Here is a 24,505-nt window from a genome sequence, read left to right as displayed (position 1 = left end):
ACTATTGGGTAGGAAGAAACAGGCAAAGCTTGCTAAGCCTTGTCCTGAAGCGCCTTTCCTAAGCATATCGATTACCGATCAGAAGAGGACAGATGCTGTCACACTGTCCATCTGAAGGTTGAAAAAGAAGCAGTAAAGGGGAAATTTCCTCAAAAAAATTTGCTTTTTTTTATCCTCGAAGTAAAAAAACGCTTTAAAAAAGTGTCAAAAAGCTTGATATAACAAGCTTTTATCAAAATTAAACATTTTTTTAAATGCAATCATTTTTTTTGAGGCAAACCTGTTGACAAGATGTCAATTATGTCATATACTGTGATAGGTAAATGTTTTTTAAAGCAAATAAAGCTTTTGTTCCTAGCATTTCCTACCAAAATATGCATATCGGTAAAAAGAAAAACCATAAGACAAGAATTCTTATCTTATGGCACTGGCTGCTTGATGATTCGGGTTAAACCAACTTCACACACACACGGTTTAACCTGCATCTAAAAGCATGAGAAATTTTGCAAGAGAACTTGCTTTGTATAGTATTTAAGAACGCAAGAACAAATGTTTTTGGCATCTGCTTTTTTGCGCCCCTTTTGACAAAACTAAAACGTCCCTTATCAATCCTAGGATTGACTTAAGGACTGTTTGCTAGGTTTATCAAATGGAGATACTGCTCAAAGCATCTAACTTAAAACATCAAGTTTGGTTCTATTGGTAAATTTTCCATGTACTAGCCTAACTTAAAAAGCTTAAAGAAACCTTAAAGGAAACTTTAAGCGAGGGAGATTTTTTTAAGAAAGCTGTTATCTATTAACGCATAGAAAGAATTGAAGGATTTTTACAAAAAAATCACAGACAGGAGAAACAAATGGAACTAATCGCTATATTGGTTCAATTCAATCTGATAACGGCAGCTCAAAAAGAAGAAATTCTTCAAGATATGCCACAATCAAACATGCAGTTAGAGAGATATCTAATCAGCAAGGGCTATGTGACAGAAGAAGATATGCTGAAAGTCATGAGTTACTATTACCGTGTACCTCATGTCAATCTATCACAGTTTGTGATAGAAAAGGAAGCTGTCGAGAAGGTTTCAGAAAAAGTTGCTAAACGTCATGGATTGATTCCGATCTCTTTCACAGATGGGGAAGAGGGAGAAGAACCCAAGTTAGTAGTTGCGATGGCAGACCCAAGCAACTATATCGCCCTAGACGACGTTAAAATCGTTTCTAAGATGGCGGTAGAACCTTATGTAACTTTTCGGGATGATATTGAGAAGTATATTGATCAATACTATTCTAAAGGAGAAGAAGCCCAACAGGCAGCGACCGAAATCGAAGGTTTTAATGTGGACGAAGAGATCATCGAAGAAGATCTCGAAATTAAAAACGCTCCGGTTGTACGTTTGATTGACTCGATTATCAGTCAGGCAATCAAGACGCGGACCAGCGATATCCATATTGAGCCCTTTGAAAAAGTTGTTCGTGTTCGTTTCCGGGTTGACGGGACCTTGGTGGAAAATATGCAGTTGAAAGCCAATGCTCACTCAGCCATTGCGACACGGATTAAGATCATGAGTGGTCTGGACATCGCCGAGCGGCGGATTCCTCAGGATGGACGGATTGAGACAACCATCGACGGCAAAGAAGTCGATATGCGGGTTTCAGTCTTGCCTACTGTATTCGGTGAAAAAATCGTTATTCGGATTTTGAGCCGGAATGCAACTCTCCTTAGTAAAGAGGAGCTGGGATTCTCGCCAACCAACCAGAAGCTCTTTGAAGATATTCTTAAGGCGCCAGAAGGCATTATCTTGCTGACTGGTCCTACGGGAAGCGGAAAGACAACCACTCTCTACACAGCGCTCCGTGAGCTCAATGATGTAGGAAAAAATATCATCACCGTTGAAGATCCGGTTGAGTACCGATTGGAAGGGGTCAACCAAGTTCAGGTAAATAACAAAGCTGGACTGACCTTTGCGAGTGGTTTGAGAAGTATCCTGCGTCAGGACCCGGACATCGTTCTCTTGGGGGAAATTCGGGACGAAGAGACAGCTAGTATCGCGGTTCGTGCCGCTATCACTGGTCACGTCGTTCTCTCGACTATCCACACCAATGACACAGCTAGTACAGTCAACCGTTTGGTCGATATGGGCATCAAGCCTTATCTGGTCTCAACGGCGACTGTCGGTATTATCGCACAGCGCTTGATTAAGCGTATCTGTCCTAAGTGTAAGACTGAGTACACTGTAGAAACAAATGAACATGCAGGTATCGGTATTCACAAGGGAGACACCTTGTATCGCGGACGCGGCTGCAACTACTGCAGCGGTACGGGATACTATGGACGTATTGCCATCCACGAAATCATGGCGGTGACACGGGAGATTAAGTCACTAATTAATGATGGTGGAACAACGTCACAGCTTCGAGCAGAAGCTAAGAAAAATGGTATGCGAGACTTGGCGGAGGAGGCCATTGATATCGCAAAACAGGGGACTACAACGATTGAAGAAGCAATGAAGATTGCCTTCAGTCTAGAAGGGGAAGTTTAGGATGAATTTGGATGAGTTAATTAAGCAGGCGATTGAAGCGGGTGCATCAGATATCCACTTCACGGTTGGCGCTGAGCCAACCATGCGTCTGCACGGGAGGTTAACACAACTCAACAATACAATTTTGACCAACGAAGACACGGTTCGCTTCACCAAGCATATTTTAAATGAGAAGCAGATTGCTCATCTTTTAGAAGTCGGTGAAGTGGACTGTGCCTACGAGGTCGACAATGGCTATCGCTTGCGGGTCAATATCTTTAAGCAGAAAAACAACTGCGGGATTGCCTTGCGGGTCATTCCCAAGGATATTCCATCTATGGAATCTCTGGGATTGCCACCAGTTATCAAAAAGCTAGCTGAGAAACGTCGGGGTCTGATATTGGTTACCGGACCAACAGGAAGCGGAAAGTCAACGACCCTGGCAACCATGATCAACTACATGAACAGCTTGCGGGACGAGCACATCATCACGATTGAAGATCCGATCGAGTACATGCACACGCATAATAAGTGCTTGGTCAACCAACGTGAGCTGGGAGCGGATACGCAAAGCTTCGGCAATGCCCTCCGCGGCGCCCTTCGTCAGGACCCGGATGTCATCCTAGTCGGTGAGATGCGGGATAAGGAAACGATTGAAATCGCTCTGCGTGCGGCGGAAACAGGTCACTTAGTCCTGTCAACTCTCCACACGGTCGGTGCTGTAAACACCATGGACCGGATTATCGACGTATTTCCAGCCGAGCAGCAGGAGCAAATCCGTGTACAGCTTTCAGCCGTTATGGAAGGCGTTGTATCGCAGCAGCTCATGCGTACAGCGACCGGTAAAGGTCGTGTGGCTGCTTTTGAAATCATGCTGGGAACACCCGCTATTCGAAACCTCATTCGCGAAGGGAAGACCCACCAGTTGCTGACGCCAATCCAAACAGGGGCTCAGCTAGGCATGATTACCATGGACACTTCGCTCATGGGACTCTATCGTCGCAATGTCATCGATCAGAGAACGCTGCTGTCTTACTCAGTGGACCGCGCTCAAGTTGAAAAATCCCTAGGAATAGTGGGGTACTAGAGCATGACAGTATATGTTTGTAAATACTTAGACACTCGGCAAGGGATCGTCACACTAGAGGTGGATGCGCCTAACCGGACGGACGCCGTCAATCGGATCCGTCTCAAAGGGAAGCCAATCAGTGTCGAAGAAAAGGTCATGGGCTCTAAGGAGATTGTCCTTTTCCAAAGTAAGAAGATTAAGCTCAAGGACATATCGCTCTTCTGTAAGCAGATGTCAGTTATGTTGGAGTCAGGGATTCCCCTCAATAATGCAGTGGACATCCTAGAGCAACAGGCTACTTCAAAGAATCTCAAGTCTAGTCTTAAAATCGTCAGCAAGAGCCTAAAAGAAGGTAGTCAGCTGTCCAAGGCCATGCTGGATCAGGAAGGGATGTTTCCCGATCTCCTGATCCGTATGGTACAGGCTGGTGAAAAGACTGGTAAGCTGGACGAGGTGCTGGAAAAGATGTCTGAGCACTATAATAAAGAGCTCAAGACCAGCCGCCAGATTCGTGGAGCTATGATCTATCCTGCAGTTCTGGCCTTTCTGGCTGTGGCGGCAGTCCTGGCCTTGCTCTATGTCGTTATCCCAAGCTTTTCAGGAATCTTTGAGCAGAGTGGGATGGCCATGCCACTGCCAACGCGTATCGTCCTAGCAGCTAGTAACTTTGTCCGCTCTTCATGGTACATCCTCTTCGGTGTGACAGGGATTCTGGTCTTCCTCTTCCTGCGCTATCGCAGCACAGAAGCAGGACGCTACCAACTGGACCGCCTCAAGCTTAATCTGCCGGTCATCAAGGGGCCAATGCAGAAGATTGTCACCGCTCGCTTTGCCAGCACCTTAGCCATCCTGACCAGTGCGGGTATCCCTCTGGTCGAGGCTATTGAGTCTGCTGCTGCAACGACCAACAACGCTGTCGTCATTGAAAAGATGAAGATCGCTAATGAAGGTCTGCAAAAAGGAGAACGTCTGACAGGGATGATTACCTCAACCGGTCTCTTCCCGCCTATGATGCTCTCGATGGTCAAGATCGGTGAGGAGTCCGGGTCTCTGGAGTCCATGCTGGTCAAGACATCAGATTATTATGAAGAAGAGCTTGAAACAGCGATCAAGCAGCTGCTCTCACTCTTGGAGCCAGCCATGATCATCGTCATGGGGGTTATCATCGGAGGTATCGTTGCCTCTGTCATGTTGCCAATGTTTGAGCTGGCTCACGCTGTGGATGCAGGTTCTGGAGTTGACCAGTAGGACGGCACCCCAGAAAAGTTTAGGAGATAGCAGGGCGCTATCCTTGCAAAAAGTTAGGAAAACCGTTCTGATGTTGGGAGTTTGTAGGGTCTCCCAGCTAGGAACAAAACAAATGCCCCTGTGGGCGAAAATAGTAAAAATTATGAAAAAACAGGAGATCTATTCAAAATGTTAAACAAATTGCAAAAATTCCGTCAGGACTTGAAGAAAAAAGGTAAAGGTTTTACCTTGGTTGAGTTGATCGTGGTAATCATCATTATCGCTATCATCGCAGCTGTAGCGATCCCAGCTATTACTTCATTCCAAGATAATGCACGTCGTTCACGTATTCAGTCTGAACACCGTGAGTTGGTATCAGCAATCCAGTCTTATATTGGAGCGCAAGATGATCCATCAAATCCAACTCCACCAACTCTTCAGGATTTGGCACCTTACATTTCTAAAAATGCCAAAGGTTCTGCTGATCTTAAAGAAGCTTTGGCTAAGAATGGTAAGGATTCAGCTCATACTATTTCTGGTACTAAGCTGACTTCAACCTTTATTCCGTCTGGTAAAACCGCAACTGATGGCGGAGTTAAAAAGTGGGAATACGACTGGTCATCTAATGGTGTTAATACCACAGCTACAGCAAACAATAATGCTGGTGGCGCTAATCCATAATCATCAAATCATCTATAAAATGATGAATTAAAACCCTACATTTGAGAGATATTAAAAGGCTGCTCAGCAGCCATTGTGAAAAAGAATTAGGAGAAGTTAGTGCGAAACAAATTGCAAAAATTTCGTCGTAATTTAAAGAGAAAAAGCAAAGGTTTTACCTTGGTTGAGTTGATTGTGGTCATTATCATTATTGCCATCATTACAGCTGTAGCGGTTCCAGCCCTCACTTCCTTCCAAGATAACGCTCGTAAGAGTCGTATCCAGTCAGAACACCGTGAGTTGGCAACTGCTATTCAGTCTTATATCGGATCACAGGATGACCCAGAAACTGTAAAGTCAATTACAATGGAGCAACTGGCACCCTATATTTCTAAAAATTCCAAGGGAGATTCAGCTAAGATTATGGATGCCCTTGCTAAGAATGATAAGGAGCCAGCTCATAAAATTGATGGAACAACTTTGGTTTCGACCTTCCATCCCTCAGGAGCGGGAACTGATAAAACCAAGGATAAAACTTGGCTTTACGATTGGAGATATAGTGGTTCACATACCAACTAGCCCAATTAAATTTAAAAATAAGCTGACATTCAGCTAAAAATAAAGATAAAAAGAAAATAGGAGATTATTTAAATGTTAAACAAATTGCAAAAATTCCGTCAGGATCTGAAGAAAAAAGGTAAAGGTTTCACCTTGGTTGAGTTGATCGTGGTAATCATCATTATCGCTATCATCGCAGCTGTAGCGATCCCAGCTATTACTTCATTCCAAGATAATGCACGTCGTTCACGTATTCAGTCTGAACACCGTGAGTTGGTATCAGCAATCCAGTCTTATATTGGAGCGCAAGATGATCCATCAAATCCAACTCCACCAACTCTTCAGGATTTGGCACCTTACATTTCTAAAAATGCCAAAGGTTCTGCTGATCTTAAAGAAGCTTTGGCTAAGAATGGCGAAACAACTGCTCATGTAATCAGTGGTACAGTTTTGACTTCTACCTTTAGACCATCAGGCGCTAAAGATGCTTCAAAAGATAAAGTATGGAAGTACGACTGGTCATCTAATGGTGTTAATACCACAGCTGCAGCAAACAACAATGCTGGTGGTGCTAATCCATAATTATCAAATCATCTAAATATAGAGATTTCTCTACTCCGACTGCTTTAGCAGTCGGATATTACCAAAGTAGTTGTCAGACTGTGACAACTATTTTGGCAATATCAAAAGTAGAAGTATTAGGAGAGTAATAAAATGAAAGGGAAAAAAAGACAGGGATCAACCTTGCCTATGGTCATTGTAACCATTGTTCTGCTGGTAGCTATGATTGGGATTCTAGCTTCCATTGTCGATACTGGGCAAACCCAGACTCAGCGCATGTATAGCTATCTAAAAGCTAAGTACACAGCGACTTCTGGTACGCAGTTGGCTTTAGGAGCTTATTTTGAGGATGAAGATGCTTCTCCTTTGAAAGCTGAATTCAAGAAGAGAGCAGAGGGGCAGCCGAACTCAGCAGGTCCGATTAGATCAAAACATAAGTTCAAAGATGGTGGTGAGGCAGAAATCGAGATGACTGGAGCTTTTGTAGGAGCTACTAGTGGACCAGAAAATTACTACATTACGATTAAGTCAAGGTCTAAGCTCCCCAATAGTGAGGACTATTATGAACATATCGTTAAATTTAATTGGGCAAGCAGTGGTATCCGTTCAGAAGAAGGCCACTTGATTTCGTCTAAGAAATAAAAAATAGGTAGGAATGATGAAACAAATACAAAAAGGTTTTACCCTAGTGGAGATGATTATGGCTATTATGCTCATGAGTATGATAGCGCTCATCATCGGAGTTATATTTAACACTATGTTTTCTGGTCGGGAGCTCATTGAGCGTGAAGCAAGCATTCAAGCGGAAATGCGAACGTCTATGCAGCATGTTGACCGTACCATTGGCAAGGCAACCTCAGTCTTTATCTTGGATGATAGCAAGTACAAGGGTAGCAAGGAGGGCTTGACTAAGGAGTGGAGCTATATCGGTCTGTCAGCTGACGGGAAAAAGGTTCTTAACTATGTTTGGGATAAGACGAAACAAGATTGGAATGTCAGTGAATTAGGAACAAAATCCCTTTATAATATGAAGCTGGACTTAGAATTTAAAACTGACGGTGCCTATCAAGATAACCGTCTAATTAATTACAATCTGACTGGGAAATATCCAGATTCTAATAATAAGTTTTCGATAGATACAGCCATGTCAGCCCTCAACAGTAAGCAGGTCTTTTCAAAAGTCGGTAAAGGGAAAAAGGGCATCGCTCTGGCTTATAGAAACGATCCGATTGAAGGACAGGTGAATGTTGCTATTTCTTTTGTTTTTGATAGTTCTGGCTCGATGGAAAGAGATATGAAAGGTAGAAAAACGAATGTAGTAAAGGATCGACGAATTAGCATTTTGCGAGAGAAAGCAATCGAAATGGTGAAAGAACTGAAAGAAATAGGCAATGTTAGTGTTAACTTATCAGGTTTTTCACATTATGGTTTTTATGTTCAAAAAGATTTTTCTCAACTAGATAAAGGAACAGAACAAATAGAGAAAAGTATTAACAGTTTACCGACCCGAGGAGTTACTAACCCTGGTGATGGTCTCCGTTATGGAATGGTTAGTTTGCAGCAACAGCATGTCCAACTTAAGTATGTCGTTTTACTGACAGATGGTATCCCCAATGCTTATATAGTAGACCCTAGTGCTAATTATCCTGGAAATAAAGTATGGATTCGAGGAGGAGATATAGTAGATTACCAAAATCCAATATATAATTTGTCCACGAAAGTGGATAATTTCCAAGTTGGTTATTTAGACGGTGCTAAGTACAGTGAACAATTTTCTAGACTAGCTTATGATCAAGACTCCTCTGACAGTGCTTTTCGAGCTAAGACAATCGGCTACGCTGGGGAAGTATCTAAAAAGTTTGGCAAAGACATAAGGCGAGTTAATCTTATAGGGTTTTCTGGAGTAAAGCAAGAGGTTGCATATGGTGAAGCTCTAACAGAAGCTATTCGCGAAGGTGTTGTGGACGCGCAATATGTGTCGGCTACTGATGCTGAAGAGTTAAAAAAGACTTTTTCAGATATTAAAAAACAGATTCAGCAAGATCTTTGGTTTGTTTCTGGTCCATAGAAAGGAGAAGAGATGAAAAGATTACAGAAACGTAAGGGTATAACGTTAGTTGAAGTATTAATTTCTCTTATTCTAATAGGTGTCATTGCTGCGGGACTTTTGACATTCTTTGCCGGCAGTTATCACAATATTCTGGGGCAACGCAAGCAAAATACTATCAACTTTGATATCCAACAGGACTTTGAAACTCGCTTGTCAGAAATTAAGAAGAATAGCGGCAAGGGGACAGAGGTGGAAACTTTCTCCTACCGGATTGGAAATGGCTCTTTGCAGAATATAAAAGTGACAGGTCAGACTCTTTCTTATAATAAAAATAACCAAACTAAAAATATACATCTTTTTGCAGCAAATGCAAAAGAGAGTGTTCTTCAAATTCCAGAAGATTTAGATGTAAAAGTTCCAGATTCTAAAAGATTTTATTATATTGGGGAAACTACTAAACCTGGCTCCGTTGGACTTGCTGATAGTCAGCAAGGAAGCAAAGCGAGGATTTATACAGAGTCTGGATGGTTTCTTAGTGATCGTAGCATTGGGAATGGTCTTCCTGGCATTGTACCAGTTGGGACAATTGGTCAAGTTGGTGATACAATCGGTTCCGCGACCGTTCTTCCTGAAATGCCTACTGACTTTCGACAACTTTCTAAGAAAGGAAATGGAGTTTACATTACTGATAACATGCGAGGACGCTATCTAACCTTTGCGGCACGGGTTATTAACTCCTACGGTCGTGTCGGTAACTACCAAGAAGCTGAGCGTATTTGGGTTATGGGACTGCCTGTAACAAATAATTTAGATATACATACGGACGCCGATTTAGCGCTTCTGAAAAAAAATAGCACATTTTCAATGCTACCGAGTGATGCTCAAATTTACACCAATACGGACGTACGTGACTATGCTCATGATAAGTCTTTGGATTCACTTAAGATTTCTAATGTGCCTGTTCTTAATTATTATGAAGATGTGATTCGTCAATCAAGACAGTTTATAGCACCTCGCGATAAGTATTCGTTGACTTTTGAAAAACGAGATTTTAGAAATGGGAACTCAAATACGACATCAATCTTAATTGGGAATAGAACGCAAATAGGCTCGTTGTTAACTTATAAGTTGGATAATACTTTAAGTTGGGCAATTAACTTGGAAGATAGCGGTAAAATTGCAATAAAAACAGTAGATAATACTGCAGCTAATAATGGTGGTCAGCAGTATGCAAATGCTAAACTAGATTTTACAAAAGATAATTCTATTCAGGTTCGTAGTTCTACTAAAAATGATATTCTAACACTTGAAATTTTTGTCAACGGAGCATTGAGTCATACACAGCAACTATTTTTGAATCAAAATGGTGTTCGTCATAATGTTGAAACAGGTCAAATTGTATTTGGTGGAAACACCTATATAAATGAGTTCGCGATTTATAAAACAGCGTTAAACGACGGTGATATACAAAAACTTGCTAAATATTTTAGTGAGAAATACAAGGCAAGTGAATAAAGAAAAAGTTTTAGAAAAATATGGGAGATTAGGAGATTATGGCAAAAAATATGTTTTCGTCCAAGGGGCGCAGAAGAGCTCTGGACGAAGAAGACAATGAGAAAAAAGGCTCATTTTTAGGAAAATTAAATAAACCGCTCTTCTCATCAAAAGGGAAACATAAAGAACACTTATCTATTCAAGGAGTTCAAATCAAGTCAGATCGTCAAGAAGACTTTGACGATGAGGAAAAGTCAACGGCAAAAGGGAGCTTCTTAACCAAGCTCAACAAGCCGCTCTTTTCTAAGAATAGTGGCAGTGATGATATGCCTGCTAAGTCTGGAAATCGTTCGCTCTTTGCTAAGAAAGGCAGTGGTGCGGCGAGCCAACCGGTCACTAGAATGCATGCACCTTACACTATGTTTGGTAAACCAATTAAGGGCAATCTGATGGCTATTGACTTCACTGACGAATCAGTCTATCTGGTTGTTGCTAGACAGAAGCGCAATGAGCTGGAGATTATCAAGATGGCATCTGCCAATCTGCCAGAAGGTGTTGTACTGAATAGTGAGATTATCGACCCAATTACTCTCAAAAACATTATCAGTGACCTGATGGAGCAGCATGCAATCACTGCTAAGTATGCATTCTTTGCACTTGGCAATACCAATATCATCGCCCGTTCGGTTGATGTAGCCGCTAGTGTGCAGAATGATGAGGATATTGAGGGCTTGGTATCTTACGAGCTCCAGCAATATCTGGATATCGATCCGACTTCTTATGTTATTCAATTTCAAGAGCAGGAGTCTAATTCAGCTTTTCCGCTTGATGAAGATACTCGCTCACTCATGGTCTATGCTGTGCCAAAAGGCGTGGTAGAGCAATATCTAGGCTTGGCTGAGAATTTGAAGCTGACACCTTATGTCTTTGACCTTCAGTCTAATACCTTTGAAAAATGGCTGGAACGCGTACAAGCGATTAACAATCGCGCCAAGAAGCTGACCAAGGAAAATGTCGGCATGGTACATCTGAGCAAGAGCTTCATCGGTGTTTATCTCTACTCAGAAGGCAAGTTTGTGACCAGCAACTATCTCAACCGTGGCTACAAGGACATCCTGAGCTATGCAGACGACGCTAGTCTACTGCAGAAGCTTCCAGCAGTGGCTTCAGATGATCTGGATACAGGTCTCTTGAAGAGGGCCTTGGATGAGTGGGTGGCTGATGCTAAGAACCACATTCTCAATACTGAAAACTTCTTTAGCGGATCAACCGGTCTCAACATTGACAGTTTCTACGTCTTTGGTGACCAAGATATCTGTTGGCAGTTGGCAGCTATTCTGAAGCAGAGCATGAATCGGGAATTCATCTCAATTGATAACGTAGATTATGAGAATGTACTGTGGGAAGGTTCTGCCGAGTTTAATGCGGAGTTCATTCCGGCTACAGCCATGTTGATTAGGAGAGCAAACTAATGCGGAGAGATTTAAACTACTTTTCAAAATATCATGTGGCACCGGCTAAAACCAGTCCACTAAAACTTGCTGCTATTTCCGCTTTTGCTGGAATTGCAGCGATTATGATTGTGCTGATTGGCTTCTTCCAGTTTAGCGCTATGCACCTCCAAGGCGAGATTGACCGAGCGGAGCAGACACTCAAGAGTCCAGAGATGGCTCAAGAGCTGAAGGCAGTCTCTGAGACTGAAGATAAGATTGTTACGGTCAAGAATGACGAACTTCTCTTTACCAGCCTGGAAGGTGACTTCCGCCGCCTGCATCGAGTAAACAAAGCCTTTATGGACTTCCTTAATAAAAACGTGACACGGAACCTGGTCTTTGACGATATCAAGATTAATAACGACAATGTAGAAATCAATGGTTCGTCTCAAGAGCATCTTTCTATCGCTAAGTTTGAGGAAGAGCTTCGTAAGTCTGAGAAGTTTAACCATATTTTTGTGGACAACATTACTCGCGAGGAAAAGGATAACAATACAGTGTACAAGTTTAACATTAAAATTTTGACGAAGGATGTAGATTTCAATGAAGAGCAAAAATGAGAAAGAAAAGAAAAAAATCCTGAGTAATTTAAATGAGCGTGACAAGAAATTGTTGGCCTGTGTCGGAGGAGTAGCGGTCCTTGCTGGTGGAGGGTATCTGGTAACAAATTCTTATACACGGATGGCGCAGTTAGCTGAAGAGCATGCAACTATCTCGACAGAGTTGGAAGGCAAGAATGCCAAGATTAGTCAGAGAAAGTCTCTTACCAAACAGCTCCAAACTTTGAATGCTAAGACTCTGGATCAGGCTAAGAAATACTATGGTACGACCAATCAAGGGGAGTTCATTTTCTTGATTGATAAGTTGGTCAACGAAAGCGGTATTAAATTCAAGTCTGTCAACTACACTGAGAGCACAGAGTTGGAACTCCAGCAGGAGGGATTGGCTGCGACTTCGTCCAAGGGGCAAAACTCCAATTCTTCTGGTACGACTAGCAGTTCAAGCTCAAGTGAGACGTCTTCTTCATCCAGTGCGACTTCTAGCTCGTCTGGTACATCGTCCTCATCTTCATCTAGCAGCAGCTCTTCATCAGATGCGAATACTGCAACAACAACTGCAGCTAATACAGCGACACCAGGGAACGGAACGACCAATAATACCAACATCACTCAGATGACAGCGGATATTGAGTTCGAAGGAACTTATACACAGGTTCTGAAATTGTTGGAATTGATTGATGGCAATCAACAAAAAATCGTTTCCAGCGAACTGGAATTGGGCGGAAAGAAAAGTCTATCTAGCACAGAGGAAAACAAAAACCCTGATCTAACCAGTGGTAAAATCAAGCTGCGTTTCTATCAAGTTAAAGACGTCGAGCGCTATGTGACTCTGGAGAGTAATGTCGATAAGACGCCTATTCAGTTTGCTAACTGGGAGTCTCCATTTGCGATTCCGACTTGGCAGGCAGGCTCTATATCTGTAACAACAGCTGGTGGCGGCACAGATGCAACCGGCAATAAGGGCAGTTTGGGGGCCGCAACAACCAATACAACTAGCAGCGCGAATGCTAACAGCAGTACCAATCTAGCTCCGTCTTATCTGGAGCAGCTTAGCACTCAGTCTAGTCGGAACGATGGTCTGTCAGCTTATTACAATTCATCAACTATCTACCGCTTTGAATCACCACTGAAGCTGATTCAGTCAGGCGGCAGCAATCAATATGATGTGACAGTTGACAATACGGACTTTCTTGAGGGTTCAGGTTCCAATGTGGTTAAGATTCCAGCAACCAAGTCTTCTACTATGTATGAAATGGAATTTGCAGCACCGTATGTATCCTTGAACAATAAGCCTGATGCTATCAGCTTCTCTCTATCTCTGTCTAATCAATGGCAGGGCAAGATTGGCTTGATTGTCAAGAATGCCAGCGGGCAGAAAATTTACCTTCATGTCATTCGTCCAAACAGCTGGACTGGCTGGCGCGAAGTCAGCTTCGATCCTGAAAACATTCCAGGATTCAGCTATCCAATGACTATTGTGGGTTACTACTTTGAAACTCCGAGCGGAGAAAGCCCTGAAACAACTATGAAGCTGGATAACCTATCTGTGAATAACTTGGTAGTTAGCTAAAACACTTTGAAAAAATACCAAATCAGTCTATGATTTAAAATTTCAAGAGCATGACTAAATTTTTTCTTAAAAAAATGCTAAAAACCAAGTTATTAGACTAGTATTCACGGTGCATTTATAGTAAACTAAAACATAGAGATATTTGAAGTATAATACAAGCAAACTCAGAATAGACGCCCGAGTCTATTTTGGGTTTTAATGGAGTTTATGGAAAAACAAAATCAAGACTGGTTTTGCATTGAAAAAGTTTAATATCATTTAGAAAGTGGGGGGTGTCGAAAATACTCAAATGGCATATTTTTTACCTTTTGGAGCAGGGCTTATAGCGCTGCATACGATTAGCATTTTATTTGTTTCTAGGATTTCTTTAATAAAGCGCCTTTTTCTCGTAGTATGGGTCATGCTATTTGCGATTGGTGCTCCATTCCTCTTTCAACAAGTTCCCGGCATAGCCTTTGTTGGACTCTGTGCCTTGGCCTTGGCTGTCTATATGGTGCTGCTCTTTTCACAGGAGCTAGCTCCAGTCAAGAAGAGAGCAACTGCTTCTGCGCGAAGCAGAAGCCAGAAGCACGCCAAGAGCACACGCAAGAAAGTGGAAGCGACGAGCGCAGGCTTGTCATCTGCTAGAGATTTGAACTTTTCCAATGCTTCAACCGGTAGGATGAGAAAGGAAAGTAAAGAAAGGGTTCAGGCTGAGGAAAGTCCGGCAAGGCAGAGAGTATCTGCTTCTGGTCGCACTCTAGCAGACCGTTCTATCAAAAAAGATATGACAAGATTTGAGAAAGTAAAACCTCTCTACCCTGTTGATAACTTGGCTACAGCTCCTGCCTTTGGAGAATATGAGCCAAACAGTCAGCTAGCGGCAGCTGAGGTCGGTATGGTGGGTATGGACCACAGATCACAAAAGGCCAATGATGAATTTTTGCAGTCTCTGCTTCATCATCGCAAGGGCTCTACTAAGATTAAGGTGGCCAACTCTCTGATTCAGCCTACGGAAGCAAATGCAGCCGGCAATCAAGGCTATACAGATATAGATGATCCAGCCTTTGAGACAGCTGTTCTGTCTAAGATTAGACCGATGTCCTATACTGAGTCTAGCTATGGCAACTTCAGACCGCAGGCGGTTGAGGTGACAGGTGTTGTTTCTCAAGATGAGGAAGAATTCTTCACTGAGCAAGAACAAGCTCAGCAGCCAGTGGCAGAAGAAGTAGGCAACAGCCTGGAAGATGTTTTTGCTGCTACGGGAGATATCAAGCCAGTTAGAGCAGAAGAGTCGAGAGCAGCAAACAGCTTAGAATCTCTCTTCTTTGCTGAGTCGGATGTTGAGCCACAAGCTAAGATGGATTCCGCCTTCAGTCAAGCAGCTGCAGAGCCAGAGTTTTCTGCTTCTGAAGAGTCTATGGTTAGCCGTGATCGTGCTGATATTCAGGGTTATCAAGATATTCTCAGTCAGATTCAGCATGATTTGCTGGGATCTGAAGAGGAAGATTTGACTGCTGAAGTGGCAGAGACTTGGGAGGAAGAAAGTAACTTCGCACCTGCAGCAGAAACGTTTGAGTTTGAAGCAGCTGCTGAACCAACAGTTGTTCAATCAGTTTCTGAAGACGCTCTTTGGACACAGGCTGAGCCTGTTCAAGAAGCAATTGCAGATGAGACAGAAGAAGACCTGCTCAAGGGAATTGCTGACATCCTCAAAGCTGAGGAAGCACAAATCAAAGCAGCTCCGGTCGTTCCGGCTACAGATGAGACAGAAGAAGATTTGCTTCAGAAAATCACTGACATCCTCAAGGCTGAGGAAGCAGCAGAAGCAAGACCAGCTGCAGCAACTGCGGGAGATAAAGAAGTCTATTTCCAATTCCTTCTACTGGAAAGTCAGGAATTATTGGCTTCTAATGCAGTTCAAGAAGCTGAGAGTTATCTGAAAGAAATTGTCCAAGGCAGCTCAGATCAAAATCTTCGTCAAGAAGCGTTCAACATGTTGGACAAAATCGTGAAAAATTAATACTATATAAACATACAATTGATTGTAATCAATTAGAAGGGTTTTAGGGGAAATTATGAAAAGTTGTAAAACAATCACAGGGACCGTTGTCATTGAGATTGAAAAAGGGATGGGACTGGGTGAAGTCCATGAAGTCTTTGTTGACGAGGGGGTCAATCTGACTTTTGTCATTAAGTCAAAGCAGTCTGAACAGCCTTTTGCCTTGCTGTCTAGCAAGAACATCCAAGGCATCGGTGACTTTGCGGTCATGGTAGAGAACAGCTCAGTCTTTCAGGAACTGGAAGAGGCAGATCTGAAGGTCTTAAACGACAAGCAGGGTAGCGTCTTTGACGAAATCGTCATCACAATTGATGGAAACAAGGTGGGAACTGTTGTTGACTATCATATTGACGAAAAGAATGAAATTGGTTACTTGGTGGTTAATTCTGAAGATGCCAGCGAGGAAATTCAGATTCCTAAATCACGCATCTTGATGATTGGTAAAGAGTACATCATCCTCAATGATGAAAAAAAGACAGCTCCTCATCTTGAAGCAGATGTAGAAATGGGCCGTCTGGCTGCAGCAGATCTGCTCCATGAGACTGAAGCTGCAAAACCTGCCGAAAAAATTGAGGAAGTAGTTGCTGAAGCACCTGTATTCGAGCCAGTTGTAGATGAAAAAGTAGATGTAAAAGAAGAAGCTGCGACAGATTTGACAGAGGCCTTGGTTGCTGTAGGTCTAGGAGCTGCTGCTCCTGAGTTGGAGTTTTCTGAAGCAGTCGTAGAGACAGCAGAAGAACCAGAAGTTCAAGACTTGGTACAAGAAACAACAGCTCCAGCTGAAGAAGAAGTTGAAGAAACAGATGCAGCGCTGAGTCTGGATGCTGCTTTGGAAGAAGTATTGGCAGCCCCTGCTGAGGAAGTAGAAACAACTATCAGCACAGCTCCAGTTGCTGAAGAAGAATCAGGAGCAAAGAAAGCTGTTAACGACTTTATCGATCGGCAAAAACGTCTTTTGGTAGGCAAAACACTGCAAAAAGATCTTGTTAATGCAGATGGAGGAGTTATCCTGAATGCCGGAGATACTGTTTCAGATGACATCATTGATTTTCTTCGCCGTATCGACCGTAAATTCCTTATCCGCTTAGCTGAATGCGTAGTATAAGGTTGGGATGAGATTCATGTCAAGAAGAAAAAGAAAGGTTTCATCAAAATATCAAAAACTACTTCCAGCAGCGACACTTGCTGCCTTTCTGCTGGGTAGTTTATTTTATGTCATTTTTGTCTTTAATCCAACGATTGACCTGAGTATCAATGGCCGTCCCTCTATGAAGGTACGCTCTCGGAGCGAAGCTGAGATTGAAGTTTACAGAGAACTGCCCTATAAGGCTACATTTCAGCTGTCTACAGGGCAACACTTCTCTGTAGATATGCGATTTTTAGGACTGAGCTATTTCACAGAAGAAGAGCTCAAGCGGCTGGATAATATCTCAGCTAAGACCGTCTGGGATAAGTTTACACCGTTTTTCGATACCAAGGAAAACCTGCAGATTTCCATCTATCCTAATCGTCTTTTTTGGCTCAGACCTTTAAATGATGTCTTGGCTGCCCATCCTGATGTTCTCAGTCAGCTTCCAACGACCAATCATCTGGTCATGGACGGCGAGTCTAATGTAAAGGTGGGAGACAAGTCTAATGGCTATAAGATTGACCCTGCTGCTTTTATCCAAGCATCTGAGGAGATTGCCAAGACTGGTAAATTTGATGATGTCAAGGTTGAGAGTACGCCTGTTGAAGCAGAAGATCAAAGTGAGCTTCTGAGCCAATATACGCACTTTATAGAGCGTAAGGAAGTACCACTGCCGACTAACGCTGCCCAAGCTCAAAACATGAAGACAGCCTTTTACAAGCTGCAGAATGTTTACTTGGCTCCTGGCGAGACCAAGTCTATCTCAGAGTTGCTGGGCGCTTTGAATGCAGAGTCTGGCTATCTGCTAGTCAAGGGTAAAGATAATAAAGAAGTTTACGGTCAGGGTGCTGAGCAGATTGTAGATGCCATTCAGCAGCTCGCCTTTTCACGGACCAATGTTATTTCCTATCGAGGACAGTATTTCAACATCGGAACGCCTGCTGAAGGTTTGACCGAATTGACCATTCAAAATAATACAGAAACAGATATGGTATTTTCATTAAGTTTGGAGGAGGGGCAAGTATCCATCATTCTGGCATCTAAGTGATACTCAAGGGAGGTCGAAGTTTGACATAGTCACCTGAGATTTTCAAAGAGTATAAAAAGGGAAAAATTATGATTGCAAGTTTAGTATTTATATTAGGTGTCGTATTTGGGAGCTTTTTCAATGTCGTCATCTACCGTGTGCCACTGGAAAAGAGCATTGCCAAGGGTCGATCTATGTGTCCGTCCTGCGGTCATGTCTTAACTTCGGTGGAGCTGATTCCGGTTGTGTCGATTATCATGCAGGGCTTTAAATGTAATCACTGCAAGGAGCCGATTTCACCGCGCTATCTCATTGTGGAGCTCCTGACGGGTATGCTCTGGCTGGCCTCTTATCTGATCTTTCAATATCAGGGGCCATGGATGGTTGTTTCAGCCTGCCTCTTGGTGTCGCTTTGTCTCATCATCGGTTATATCGATTTTGATACTCAGTACATCTCGGACTCGGTTCTGCTGGTTTTCTGGCTGGGCCGCATGGCTGTTACGTTTTTTACCAGTGAATTCAATTGGGAACTGCTCTTTTCGCTGCTAGTCGGCGCTGGACTCTACTCTCTCATTTATTTTGGGGCCAAGGCTTATTACAAGAAAGAAGCTTTCGGGATGGGAGACATTCTTTACTTGGCTGCCCTGAGCAGTTGGTTTAGCCCCTTGAATACGCTGATTTTGGGATATGGTTCTTTCTTTGTAGCTGGAGCGATTCTCTTAATCGCAACCATCTTTAAGAAATTCAAATTTAAGTTGAAAGAAGAAGTCCCTTTTGGTCCTGCTATGAGCATCATGGCAGTCATCCTATATTTCTGGGGAGGAATCTAGGAAACCAAAAGCAACAATAGAAATGGATAGAAAAAATGTTTAGGAAGAAAAAAGTTATCATAGCATTAGCGACAGCTACTGTCCTTTCAGGCAGTGTGCTGCCTGTCAGCCGCCTAGAGGCAAATGAAAAGGCCAGTCTGGATCCGTCTTTAGTGCAGGTGTCAGATCAGTTTCAGGCCAAGAAAACAGGAGCAGTCGTCTTTTCAGAAGATGTAACAGTGCCTAGCACAGTGTCAGCCGATTTCATTGATAGTCGTTTGGCTGGCACGCCGATGGCTGGATTGGGAAAAGCTTTCAAAAAAGCAGAGAAAGATCATGGAGTTAATGCAATTTTTCTCGTAGGGCTGGCTATTCACGAATCGGATTACGGCCGCAGTCAGATTGCTCAGGCCAAGCACAACCTGTTTGGTTTCATGGCTTATGACTCCAGTCCTTTTTCCAGTGCAGGAAATTTCGCAACATTTGACGATGGTATAGATACAGTTGCCCGCTATCTCAGCGAGCACTATCTCAAGCCTGGCGGTCAGTTCTACAATGGTAAGAGCATGGCTGCTATCAATGTAAGATACGCATCTGACAAAACTTGGTCAAGCAAGATTATGATTCGTATTCGAAATTTTTTGAAAAAAGGTTAAGGTGGCTGGGACAATTGTGTCTCAGCTTGCTTTATTATAGAAAGAATTTCTTTTGGTGAGGCGATTGACGGAGTTTTTGCTGCTCTCTGAGGCTCTAAAAATTCTTAATCATCTTCACGGGACTAAAAAATAAAAAAATTGCTTCTGCTACATCTACATTGTCTTTTATGGCGAAAAATGACTTAATTAGGGGTTTTATGAAAAGAAAGTTTGACGTAAGCGATGTGTTAAAGGAAGCCTGGGGACTGACTGTTGATTACTTTTTTGTATGGACAGCAGGGCTTGCTATCATTCAACTGCCATTTTTTATTCTAGGGCTGTTAATTCTATTTTTTTCTCCATTGACTTCTACATTTCTTCCAAGTATAATTATGCTAGGATTTCTATGTTCTTTTGTGATTGCTTATATCCATAAGTTTTCCTTGACCATGGTTCGTAATCCGCAGATGGTGCAGCGAAACTTCTGGAGGGCTGTTGGCTACAGTATTTCTGATGGCTTTTTTGGGCGTTTGCTTTCTATGTCTATTTATGTCTTCATCTTTTTCTTGGCTATGTTACTTCTTTTAGTATACTCCTATAATGTCTTGATGTCAGATGCAAATTTTCAAGAGATTATGGAAACTTGGATGATTTGGGTTGCAAATAACCAAGAGAAGATAGCTAGCATGCTCTTCCTGTTTTTTTTGATAGCACCAATGTTTAACTTGGTATTCCATTTGTTTTACAGCTATTTTATAGTCTCTCACTTCTTCTTGTTGCCTTATATTATTCAAGATACCAACTCCTCTGATAACCTTTTGCGTCCTCTGTCTGCCTTTGGTAGCTTGGGCAAGTCTTTTTCTCGTATGAATGGTCAGAGGGGGCGTTACTTACTGGTAGAGCTTGTCTTAAAGCTTATTCCTGTAGTATTGGGTCTAATAGAAGTTTTGAGTTTACTTTTTGGCGATGGCGTGTCTAATGTTGTGGGAATGATTGCTAGCATGATTAATGGTTTTTTGCTGATTTATGCCTTGGCAGCTCGCTCGGTTATGGCTGACATCCTGATGTCTTATGATCGGGAAATAGTTAATTTTGGAGATTAATATTTATGAAAAAATTAGAAAGGGTTTTAGGATTTAGGATAATGAACGATGAATGATGTAAAAGTAACAAGGGTTTTCAGAGAAGCTTGGATTTTTGTTACAGAGTATTATTTTGTTTGGCTGAAAGGCCTTTTGCTGGTCGGAATCCCGCTTGCAGTGCTGGGCTGGTTTCTTTTTCCGCTGGTTTCGAGTTGGTCTTACCGGTCCATTTTAGTCTTGACCTGTTTGGCATTTATAATTGCCTTCGGTTTTGCTTACGTCAATAAATTTGCCTTGACAGTGATACGAAATCCGCAGATGGTTAAGCTCTATTTTGGCTATGCAGTTTGGTACAGTATCTCAGATGGCTTGCTTACTCGCCTCTTTTATTCCTTCATTGTCAGTGCAGTCCAGGTTCTGATTTTGTACATGGGTTGGTCGGCAATCGGCATCAATCTTGGGGTGGCTAGTCTCTTTGCTTTTTATCGGAGAGCAGTAAGTCCAGAGGCCATTGTGATTTTCCAGTTTCTCTTTCCTTTCTTGTTCATGGTTTTTTACCTGCTCTTCACTTATCTGGTTGATTCGCACTTCTTTTTGCTGTCTTATATCATTCAGGATACTAGCTCCAGGGACAATCTGGCCAAGCCGCTTTCTTTTTATGGCTGTTTGAGAAAGTCAGTCCTACTGATGAAGGAGCGCAGGGGTCGTTATGTTCTGCTCAGCTTTTTTCTCGCTTCTTTTGGTGGGTTGATTGGCTTGGGTACTCATCTCCTGATGGATCTGATAAGGCAGTATATTGGTCCCTTGCTGGGGGAACTGGATGATTTACTCGGCCTGATTCAGATGATTCCTGTCCTAGTTTTCAGTAGCTTTTACTGTGTATTTGTTCTGGTTGTTCGGACAGTTTTTGCCGATACTCTGATGGAAAATGACACAGAGGTGGTGGATTTTGGTGATTAAGTCAGGAAGTCGCAAGTCCAGACAATAACTTTATAGAAACAAGAGGAAGGATATGAAATCAGTAACAAGAATCTTAATAACAGCTTTGGTGCTAACTGGGATTGGCTTTATCCCCCTGCCTTATCAAGTGGAGACCTTGAGACCGGCTTTGAATGCCAAAGACTTTGTCCAAGTTCAAGGAGGAACTAGTCAAGGAAAAGGTCAAATCTATGTCATGGCTGTCGGTGTTTCCGATGCCCGGGTGTTCAGTCTCTTTTTGACTTTGCTGCCTAATTACAGGCTGGAAACAGAGTATGTTTCTGTACCTGAAAACTATTTTGATAAGGAGAAGGGACGGGAAGAGCGAGAGAACAGCACTATGGGGTCTTCCCATCTCAATGCCTTGCAGGTAGCTTATCAAGCGGCTGGTCGTACTGTTGAGATTAGACATAAAGAGATTTTTGTGGATGCTGTCAGCCAAGAGACGCCGTTAGCTCAGGAGCTGCAGAAAGGTGATGTGATTTTAAAGATTGACAATCAGACTTACACTAGCCCATACGACATCGTTGATCAGATGGAGCAGCGGCCAGTCGGCGATGTGGTATCAATTGAGTACAGCCGTAATGGTGTAATCGGTTTGGCTAGCGGTCCTGTGATTGTGGATGAGACAACTGGTAAGCCTGGTTTGGGGATTGCATTGGGTTCTAAAGCCAGTGTTGCCATGAATCCTCTGACGAAGTTTAAGAGCAACGGTGTAGCAGGTCCTTCTGGTGGACTCATGTTCAGTCTAGAGCTGTACAATCAGCTCGTGTCTGAAGACATTACCAAAGGAAAAGCTATTGCTGGTACTGGAACGATTGACCACAAGGGAAATGTTGGCCGGATTGGCGGGATAGAGATGAAGGTCATGGCTGCAGATAAGGCAGGCGCTGAGATTTTCTTTGTCCCTGATGACACCATTGATGCCGATATTGCCCAGTACAATCCCAAGCTGCGCTCTAACTACCATGAGGCACTTCGTGCTTCTATCAAAATCAAGAGTAAAATGAAAATCGTCCCTGTCAAAACTTTCAACGAAGCTTTGAACTATCTCAGAGAGATGGAATAAGGGAGTCTGCTACTCTTGAATAATCAAAAGAAACACAAGCTCTTGCTAGTTATTTATCTGGCGAGGGCTTTTAATATAGAATTTTTTCAAATAATTGCCACCTTGGCACATAAATTCTTGCTTTCCAAATTGAAATGTGATATATTTATAACATAAAGAGTGTTAAATATTTCTAACACAAGGAAAGGAGTCTATCATGAAAAAAAGTCAAAAAACGGGTGGCCTCATTGCAATGATTGCCGCAGCTCTCTTTATTGATTTTACTGTTTTATTTGGTTCTAATCTTAGTTGGGGACCCAAGTTAGTTATTACTGGTATTTCAGTGTTAGGTCAAATTGTAGCTATTTGGGGCTGGCTACATAAGAAACCACGGCCTCATAAGAGTCAGAAAGGTAAGGGAAAGATTATTTTTGACTTGTCTGCTAAGCTTTACGCGATACTTGTGTTGGCAGCAAGCATTTTTTATACAGTAGGAATTTGGGTTGCGAACCCAAGCGAAAGTTCTGGTATTAAAGAATGGATTTTGGGAATTGGCCTCGTTATTGAAGTGATTGTATTTGGTTTTTTCTGTTTGAAAAATGTCAAGGAAACTCCGGACGAACGCTTTTATGCTAATTTAGCCAAGGCAGCTAGCTTGATGTTTGTTTTTATACTAGGCGCACTGATGATTCTAGCAGTTATCATTGGGTATATGGGGTCTCTCACTCTTTACATGGGCCAGATCTTTATTAGCATAGCTGCCTTGATTTTCATCTTTGCGGTTGTCTATTTTATCTTGGAACGGAGAGGATAAGCATGGCCAAAGAAAGCAAGATTATTACTAATCTCAAATCTGTTCGTGAGTCGACAGGCATGACCCAGCAGGAGTTAGCCGACCTCATCGGCATGCGACGCGAGACAATTCTGCACTTGGAAAATAACCGTTACAATCCTTCGCTGGAAATGGCTCTCAAAATTGCTCAAGTTTTTAACCTTAAAGTGGAAGATCTCTTTGAACTCAGACAGAAAGAGGAGGCATAATTCTTTTCGAGACCTGCTAGTGACATAAACCAGAATACTCTAGGCAGTTTGCTGCTTAGAGTATTCAATTTGTATATGAATCATCGTTTTTATCTTTTTCCAAAAAATGCTATAATATGAGCAAGTATGTAGAGTATAGAGGTATTAGGTTGGAAAATTGTGTTTATATCATTTCGGGTCCTCCAGGTGTTGGAAAAAGTAGTGTCAGTAAAGAATTAGCCTATTCTTTTGACAAGAGTGCTGTGATAGAAGGCGACATGATTTATTTAATGGTTAAAAGCGGCTTAGTAGCACCTTGGGAAGACGATGGCTACTACATGGATTTATTCTGGGACAATATCATTAGTCTTACCAGCAATTTACTTAATAGAAGCATGACTATCATCATAGACTATGTCATATTCGAGGAACAAATCAAAAAAATTACAGATTTTTTAAAGGCCAGACAAACAAGATTAAAATACTGTGTATTGCTGGCAGAAGAAGAAAAGCTTAAAGAAAGGGACCTATCCAGAAATGAAATAGAAAGAACGGGTGACTTATCAATCAAATCTAGAAAAGAGTTTCTAGCTAAAAATATTACTCAGGAGCATTTCCTTTATACGGATCAGTTAGATATCAGAGAAACTGTGAATCTCATAAAAACAGAAGATCGATTTTTTGTTTAAGAACGAATAAAAGAAAAAAAGCCTTTGAAATACTGATTTCAAAGGCTTTTCTTTATCTCAATTATTTCACTTCTATCTACAGTTTCTAAATCTCTAAATATAATAGAGCTGAAGCAGTGGTAAAACAAATCATCAACAAACTTGGTAATATCTTAGAAAATAATTTCTTTATAGTCCAAGTCGGTTTGCTTTAAATTATACTTTTTTCTTAAACATTTGCTACGAGTAGGTCTTTCTTGTGAGTAATTTTCATCAAAAAATTTCATAGATAAGTCCTATATATAATC

Annotated in this window: 23 protein-coding genes; all 23 read left to right on the top strand. The window is 42.1% G+C overall.

The features are described 5' to 3' along the window. Positions 1 to 856 precede the first annotated feature (856 nt). The 23 genes from RYK49_RS08605 to RYK49_RS08495 all read left to right on the top strand — a co-directional run bounded on the left by RYK49_RS08605 (position 857) and on the right by RYK49_RS08495 (position 24,218). Positions 857 to 2,539 (top strand): ATPase, T2SS/T4P/T4SS family, encoded by a 1,683-nt coding sequence (locus RYK49_RS08605; protein WP_314865455.1) that lies wholly within the window; start codon positions 857 to 859, stop codon positions 2,537 to 2,539. 1 nt (position 2,540) lies between these two features. After that, the gene (locus RYK49_RS08600) at positions 2,541 to 3,605 is read left to right on the top strand and encodes a type IV pilus twitching motility protein PilT (protein ID WP_002899359.1); all 1,065 of its coding nucleotides are present in this window, start codon (positions 2,541 to 2,543) and stop codon (positions 3,603 to 3,605) included. Positions 3,606 to 3,608: 3 nt separating this feature from the next. Next, positions 3,609 to 4,835: a type II secretion system F family protein gene (locus RYK49_RS08595; RefSeq protein WP_314865454.1), complete on the top strand. Its 1,227-nt coding sequence runs from the start codon at positions 3,609 to 3,611 to the stop codon at positions 4,833 to 4,835. Between the two features lie 120 nt (positions 4,836 to 4,955). Then, positions 4,956 to 5,495 carry a prepilin-type N-terminal cleavage/methylation domain-containing protein gene (locus RYK49_RS08590; protein ID WP_314865452.1) on the top strand — a complete coding sequence of 180 codons (540 nt, stop codon included), beginning with the start codon at positions 4,956 to 4,958 and terminating at the stop codon, positions 5,493 to 5,495. A 99-nt stretch (positions 5,496 to 5,594) separates the two neighbouring features. After that, a complete protein-coding gene (locus RYK49_RS08585; protein WP_314865450.1) occupies positions 5,595 to 6,053 on the top strand; it encodes a prepilin-type N-terminal cleavage/methylation domain-containing protein in 459 nt (152 codons plus the stop codon). Between the two features lie 72 nt (positions 6,054 to 6,125). Continuing rightward, a complete protein-coding gene (locus tag RYK49_RS08580; RefSeq protein WP_314865448.1) occupies positions 6,126 to 6,614 on the top strand; it encodes a prepilin-type N-terminal cleavage/methylation domain-containing protein in 489 nt (162 codons plus the stop codon). Between the two features lie 132 nt (positions 6,615 to 6,746). Then, positions 6,747 to 7,235 (top strand): hypothetical protein, encoded by a 489-nt coding sequence (locus RYK49_RS08575; RefSeq protein ID WP_314865446.1) that lies wholly within the window; start codon positions 6,747 to 6,749, stop codon positions 7,233 to 7,235. A gap of 13 nt (positions 7,236 to 7,248) precedes the next feature. Further along, positions 7,249 to 8,661: a VWA domain-containing protein gene (locus tag RYK49_RS08570; RefSeq protein WP_111676823.1), complete on the top strand. Its 1,413-nt coding sequence runs from the start codon at positions 7,249 to 7,251 to the stop codon at positions 8,659 to 8,661. 12 nt (positions 8,662 to 8,673) lie between these two features. Then, positions 8,674 to 10,158: a type II secretion system protein gene (locus RYK49_RS08565; protein WP_111676821.1), complete on the top strand. Its 1,485-nt coding sequence runs from the start codon at positions 8,674 to 8,676 to the stop codon at positions 10,156 to 10,158. Positions 10,159 to 10,196: 38 nt separating this feature from the next. Continuing rightward, entirely contained in the window at positions 10,197 to 11,609 is a 1,413-nt protein-coding gene (gene pilM, locus RYK49_RS08560; RefSeq protein WP_111676819.1) for a pilus assembly protein PilM, read from the top strand. Then, the gene (locus RYK49_RS08555; RefSeq protein WP_002899352.1) at positions 11,609 to 12,190 is read left to right on the top strand and encodes a PilN domain-containing protein; all 582 of its coding nucleotides are present in this window, start codon (positions 11,609 to 11,611) and stop codon (positions 12,188 to 12,190) included. Before pilM ends, RYK49_RS08555 begins: the two co-directional genes overlap by 1 nt. Continuing rightward, entirely contained in the window at positions 12,174 to 13,760 is a 1,587-nt protein-coding gene (locus RYK49_RS08550; protein ID WP_111676817.1) for a hypothetical protein, read from the top strand. The genes RYK49_RS08555 and RYK49_RS08550 overlap by 17 nt, the downstream gene beginning before the upstream one ends. 265 nt (positions 13,761 to 14,025) lie before the next feature. Then, on the top strand, positions 14,026 to 15,762 hold the full coding sequence (locus RYK49_RS08545) for an MFS transporter (protein ID WP_111676815.1): 1,737 nt from the start codon (positions 14,026 to 14,028) through the stop codon (positions 15,760 to 15,762). 55 nt (positions 15,763 to 15,817) lie between these two features. Beyond that, the gene (locus RYK49_RS08540) at positions 15,818 to 16,906 is read left to right on the top strand and encodes a hypothetical protein (protein ID WP_111676813.1); all 1,089 of its coding nucleotides are present in this window, start codon (positions 15,818 to 15,820) and stop codon (positions 16,904 to 16,906) included. 7 nt (positions 16,907 to 16,913) lie between these two features. Beyond that, the gene (locus RYK49_RS08535) at positions 16,914 to 17,978 is read left to right on the top strand and encodes a VanW family protein (RefSeq protein ID WP_111676811.1); all 1,065 of its coding nucleotides are present in this window, start codon (positions 16,914 to 16,916) and stop codon (positions 17,976 to 17,978) included. A gap of 68 nt (positions 17,979 to 18,046) precedes the next feature. Continuing rightward, positions 18,047 to 18,787, top strand: coding sequence for an A24 family peptidase (locus tag RYK49_RS08530; RefSeq protein ID WP_111676809.1), 741 nt, complete (start codon positions 18,047 to 18,049; stop codon positions 18,785 to 18,787). Between the two features lie 35 nt (positions 18,788 to 18,822). Beyond that, entirely contained in the window at positions 18,823 to 19,422 is a 600-nt protein-coding gene (locus tag RYK49_RS08525) for a glucosaminidase domain-containing protein (RefSeq protein WP_002922913.1), read from the top strand. Positions 19,423 to 19,589: 167 nt separating this feature from the next. Next, complete coding sequence (locus RYK49_RS08520; protein ID WP_314830627.1) at positions 19,590 to 20,504, top strand: hypothetical protein; 915 nt, start codon at positions 19,590 to 19,592, stop codon at positions 20,502 to 20,504. Between the two features lie 48 nt (positions 20,505 to 20,552). Further along, positions 20,553 to 21,443 carry a hypothetical protein gene (locus RYK49_RS08515; protein WP_002901876.1) on the top strand — a complete coding sequence of 297 codons (891 nt, stop codon included), beginning with the start codon at positions 20,553 to 20,555 and terminating at the stop codon, positions 21,441 to 21,443. 52 nt (positions 21,444 to 21,495) lie between these two features. Continuing rightward, entirely contained in the window at positions 21,496 to 22,530 is a 1,035-nt protein-coding gene (locus RYK49_RS08510; RefSeq protein ID WP_314830628.1) for a SepM family pheromone-processing serine protease, read from the top strand. Positions 22,531 to 22,726: 196 nt separating this feature from the next. Next, positions 22,727 to 23,323 (top strand): DUF3796 domain-containing protein, encoded by a 597-nt coding sequence (locus RYK49_RS08505; protein ID WP_314865439.1) that lies wholly within the window; start codon positions 22,727 to 22,729, stop codon positions 23,321 to 23,323. A gap of 2 nt (positions 23,324 to 23,325) precedes the next feature. Then, entirely contained in the window at positions 23,326 to 23,550 is a 225-nt protein-coding gene (locus RYK49_RS08500) for a helix-turn-helix transcriptional regulator (RefSeq protein ID WP_001041097.1), read from the top strand. Positions 23,551 to 23,699: 149 nt separating this feature from the next. Next, positions 23,700 to 24,218 (top strand): AAA family ATPase, encoded by a 519-nt coding sequence (locus RYK49_RS08495; protein WP_173306647.1) that lies wholly within the window; start codon positions 23,700 to 23,702, stop codon positions 24,216 to 24,218. Positions 24,219 to 24,505: the final 287 nt, after the last annotated feature.

This window comes from uncultured Streptococcus sp. (assembly GCF_963525625.1).
Taxonomy (GTDB): Bacteria; Bacillota; Bacilli; order Lactobacillales; family Streptococcaceae; genus Streptococcus.
This window is presented reverse-complemented; position numbering and strand designations above follow the sequence as displayed.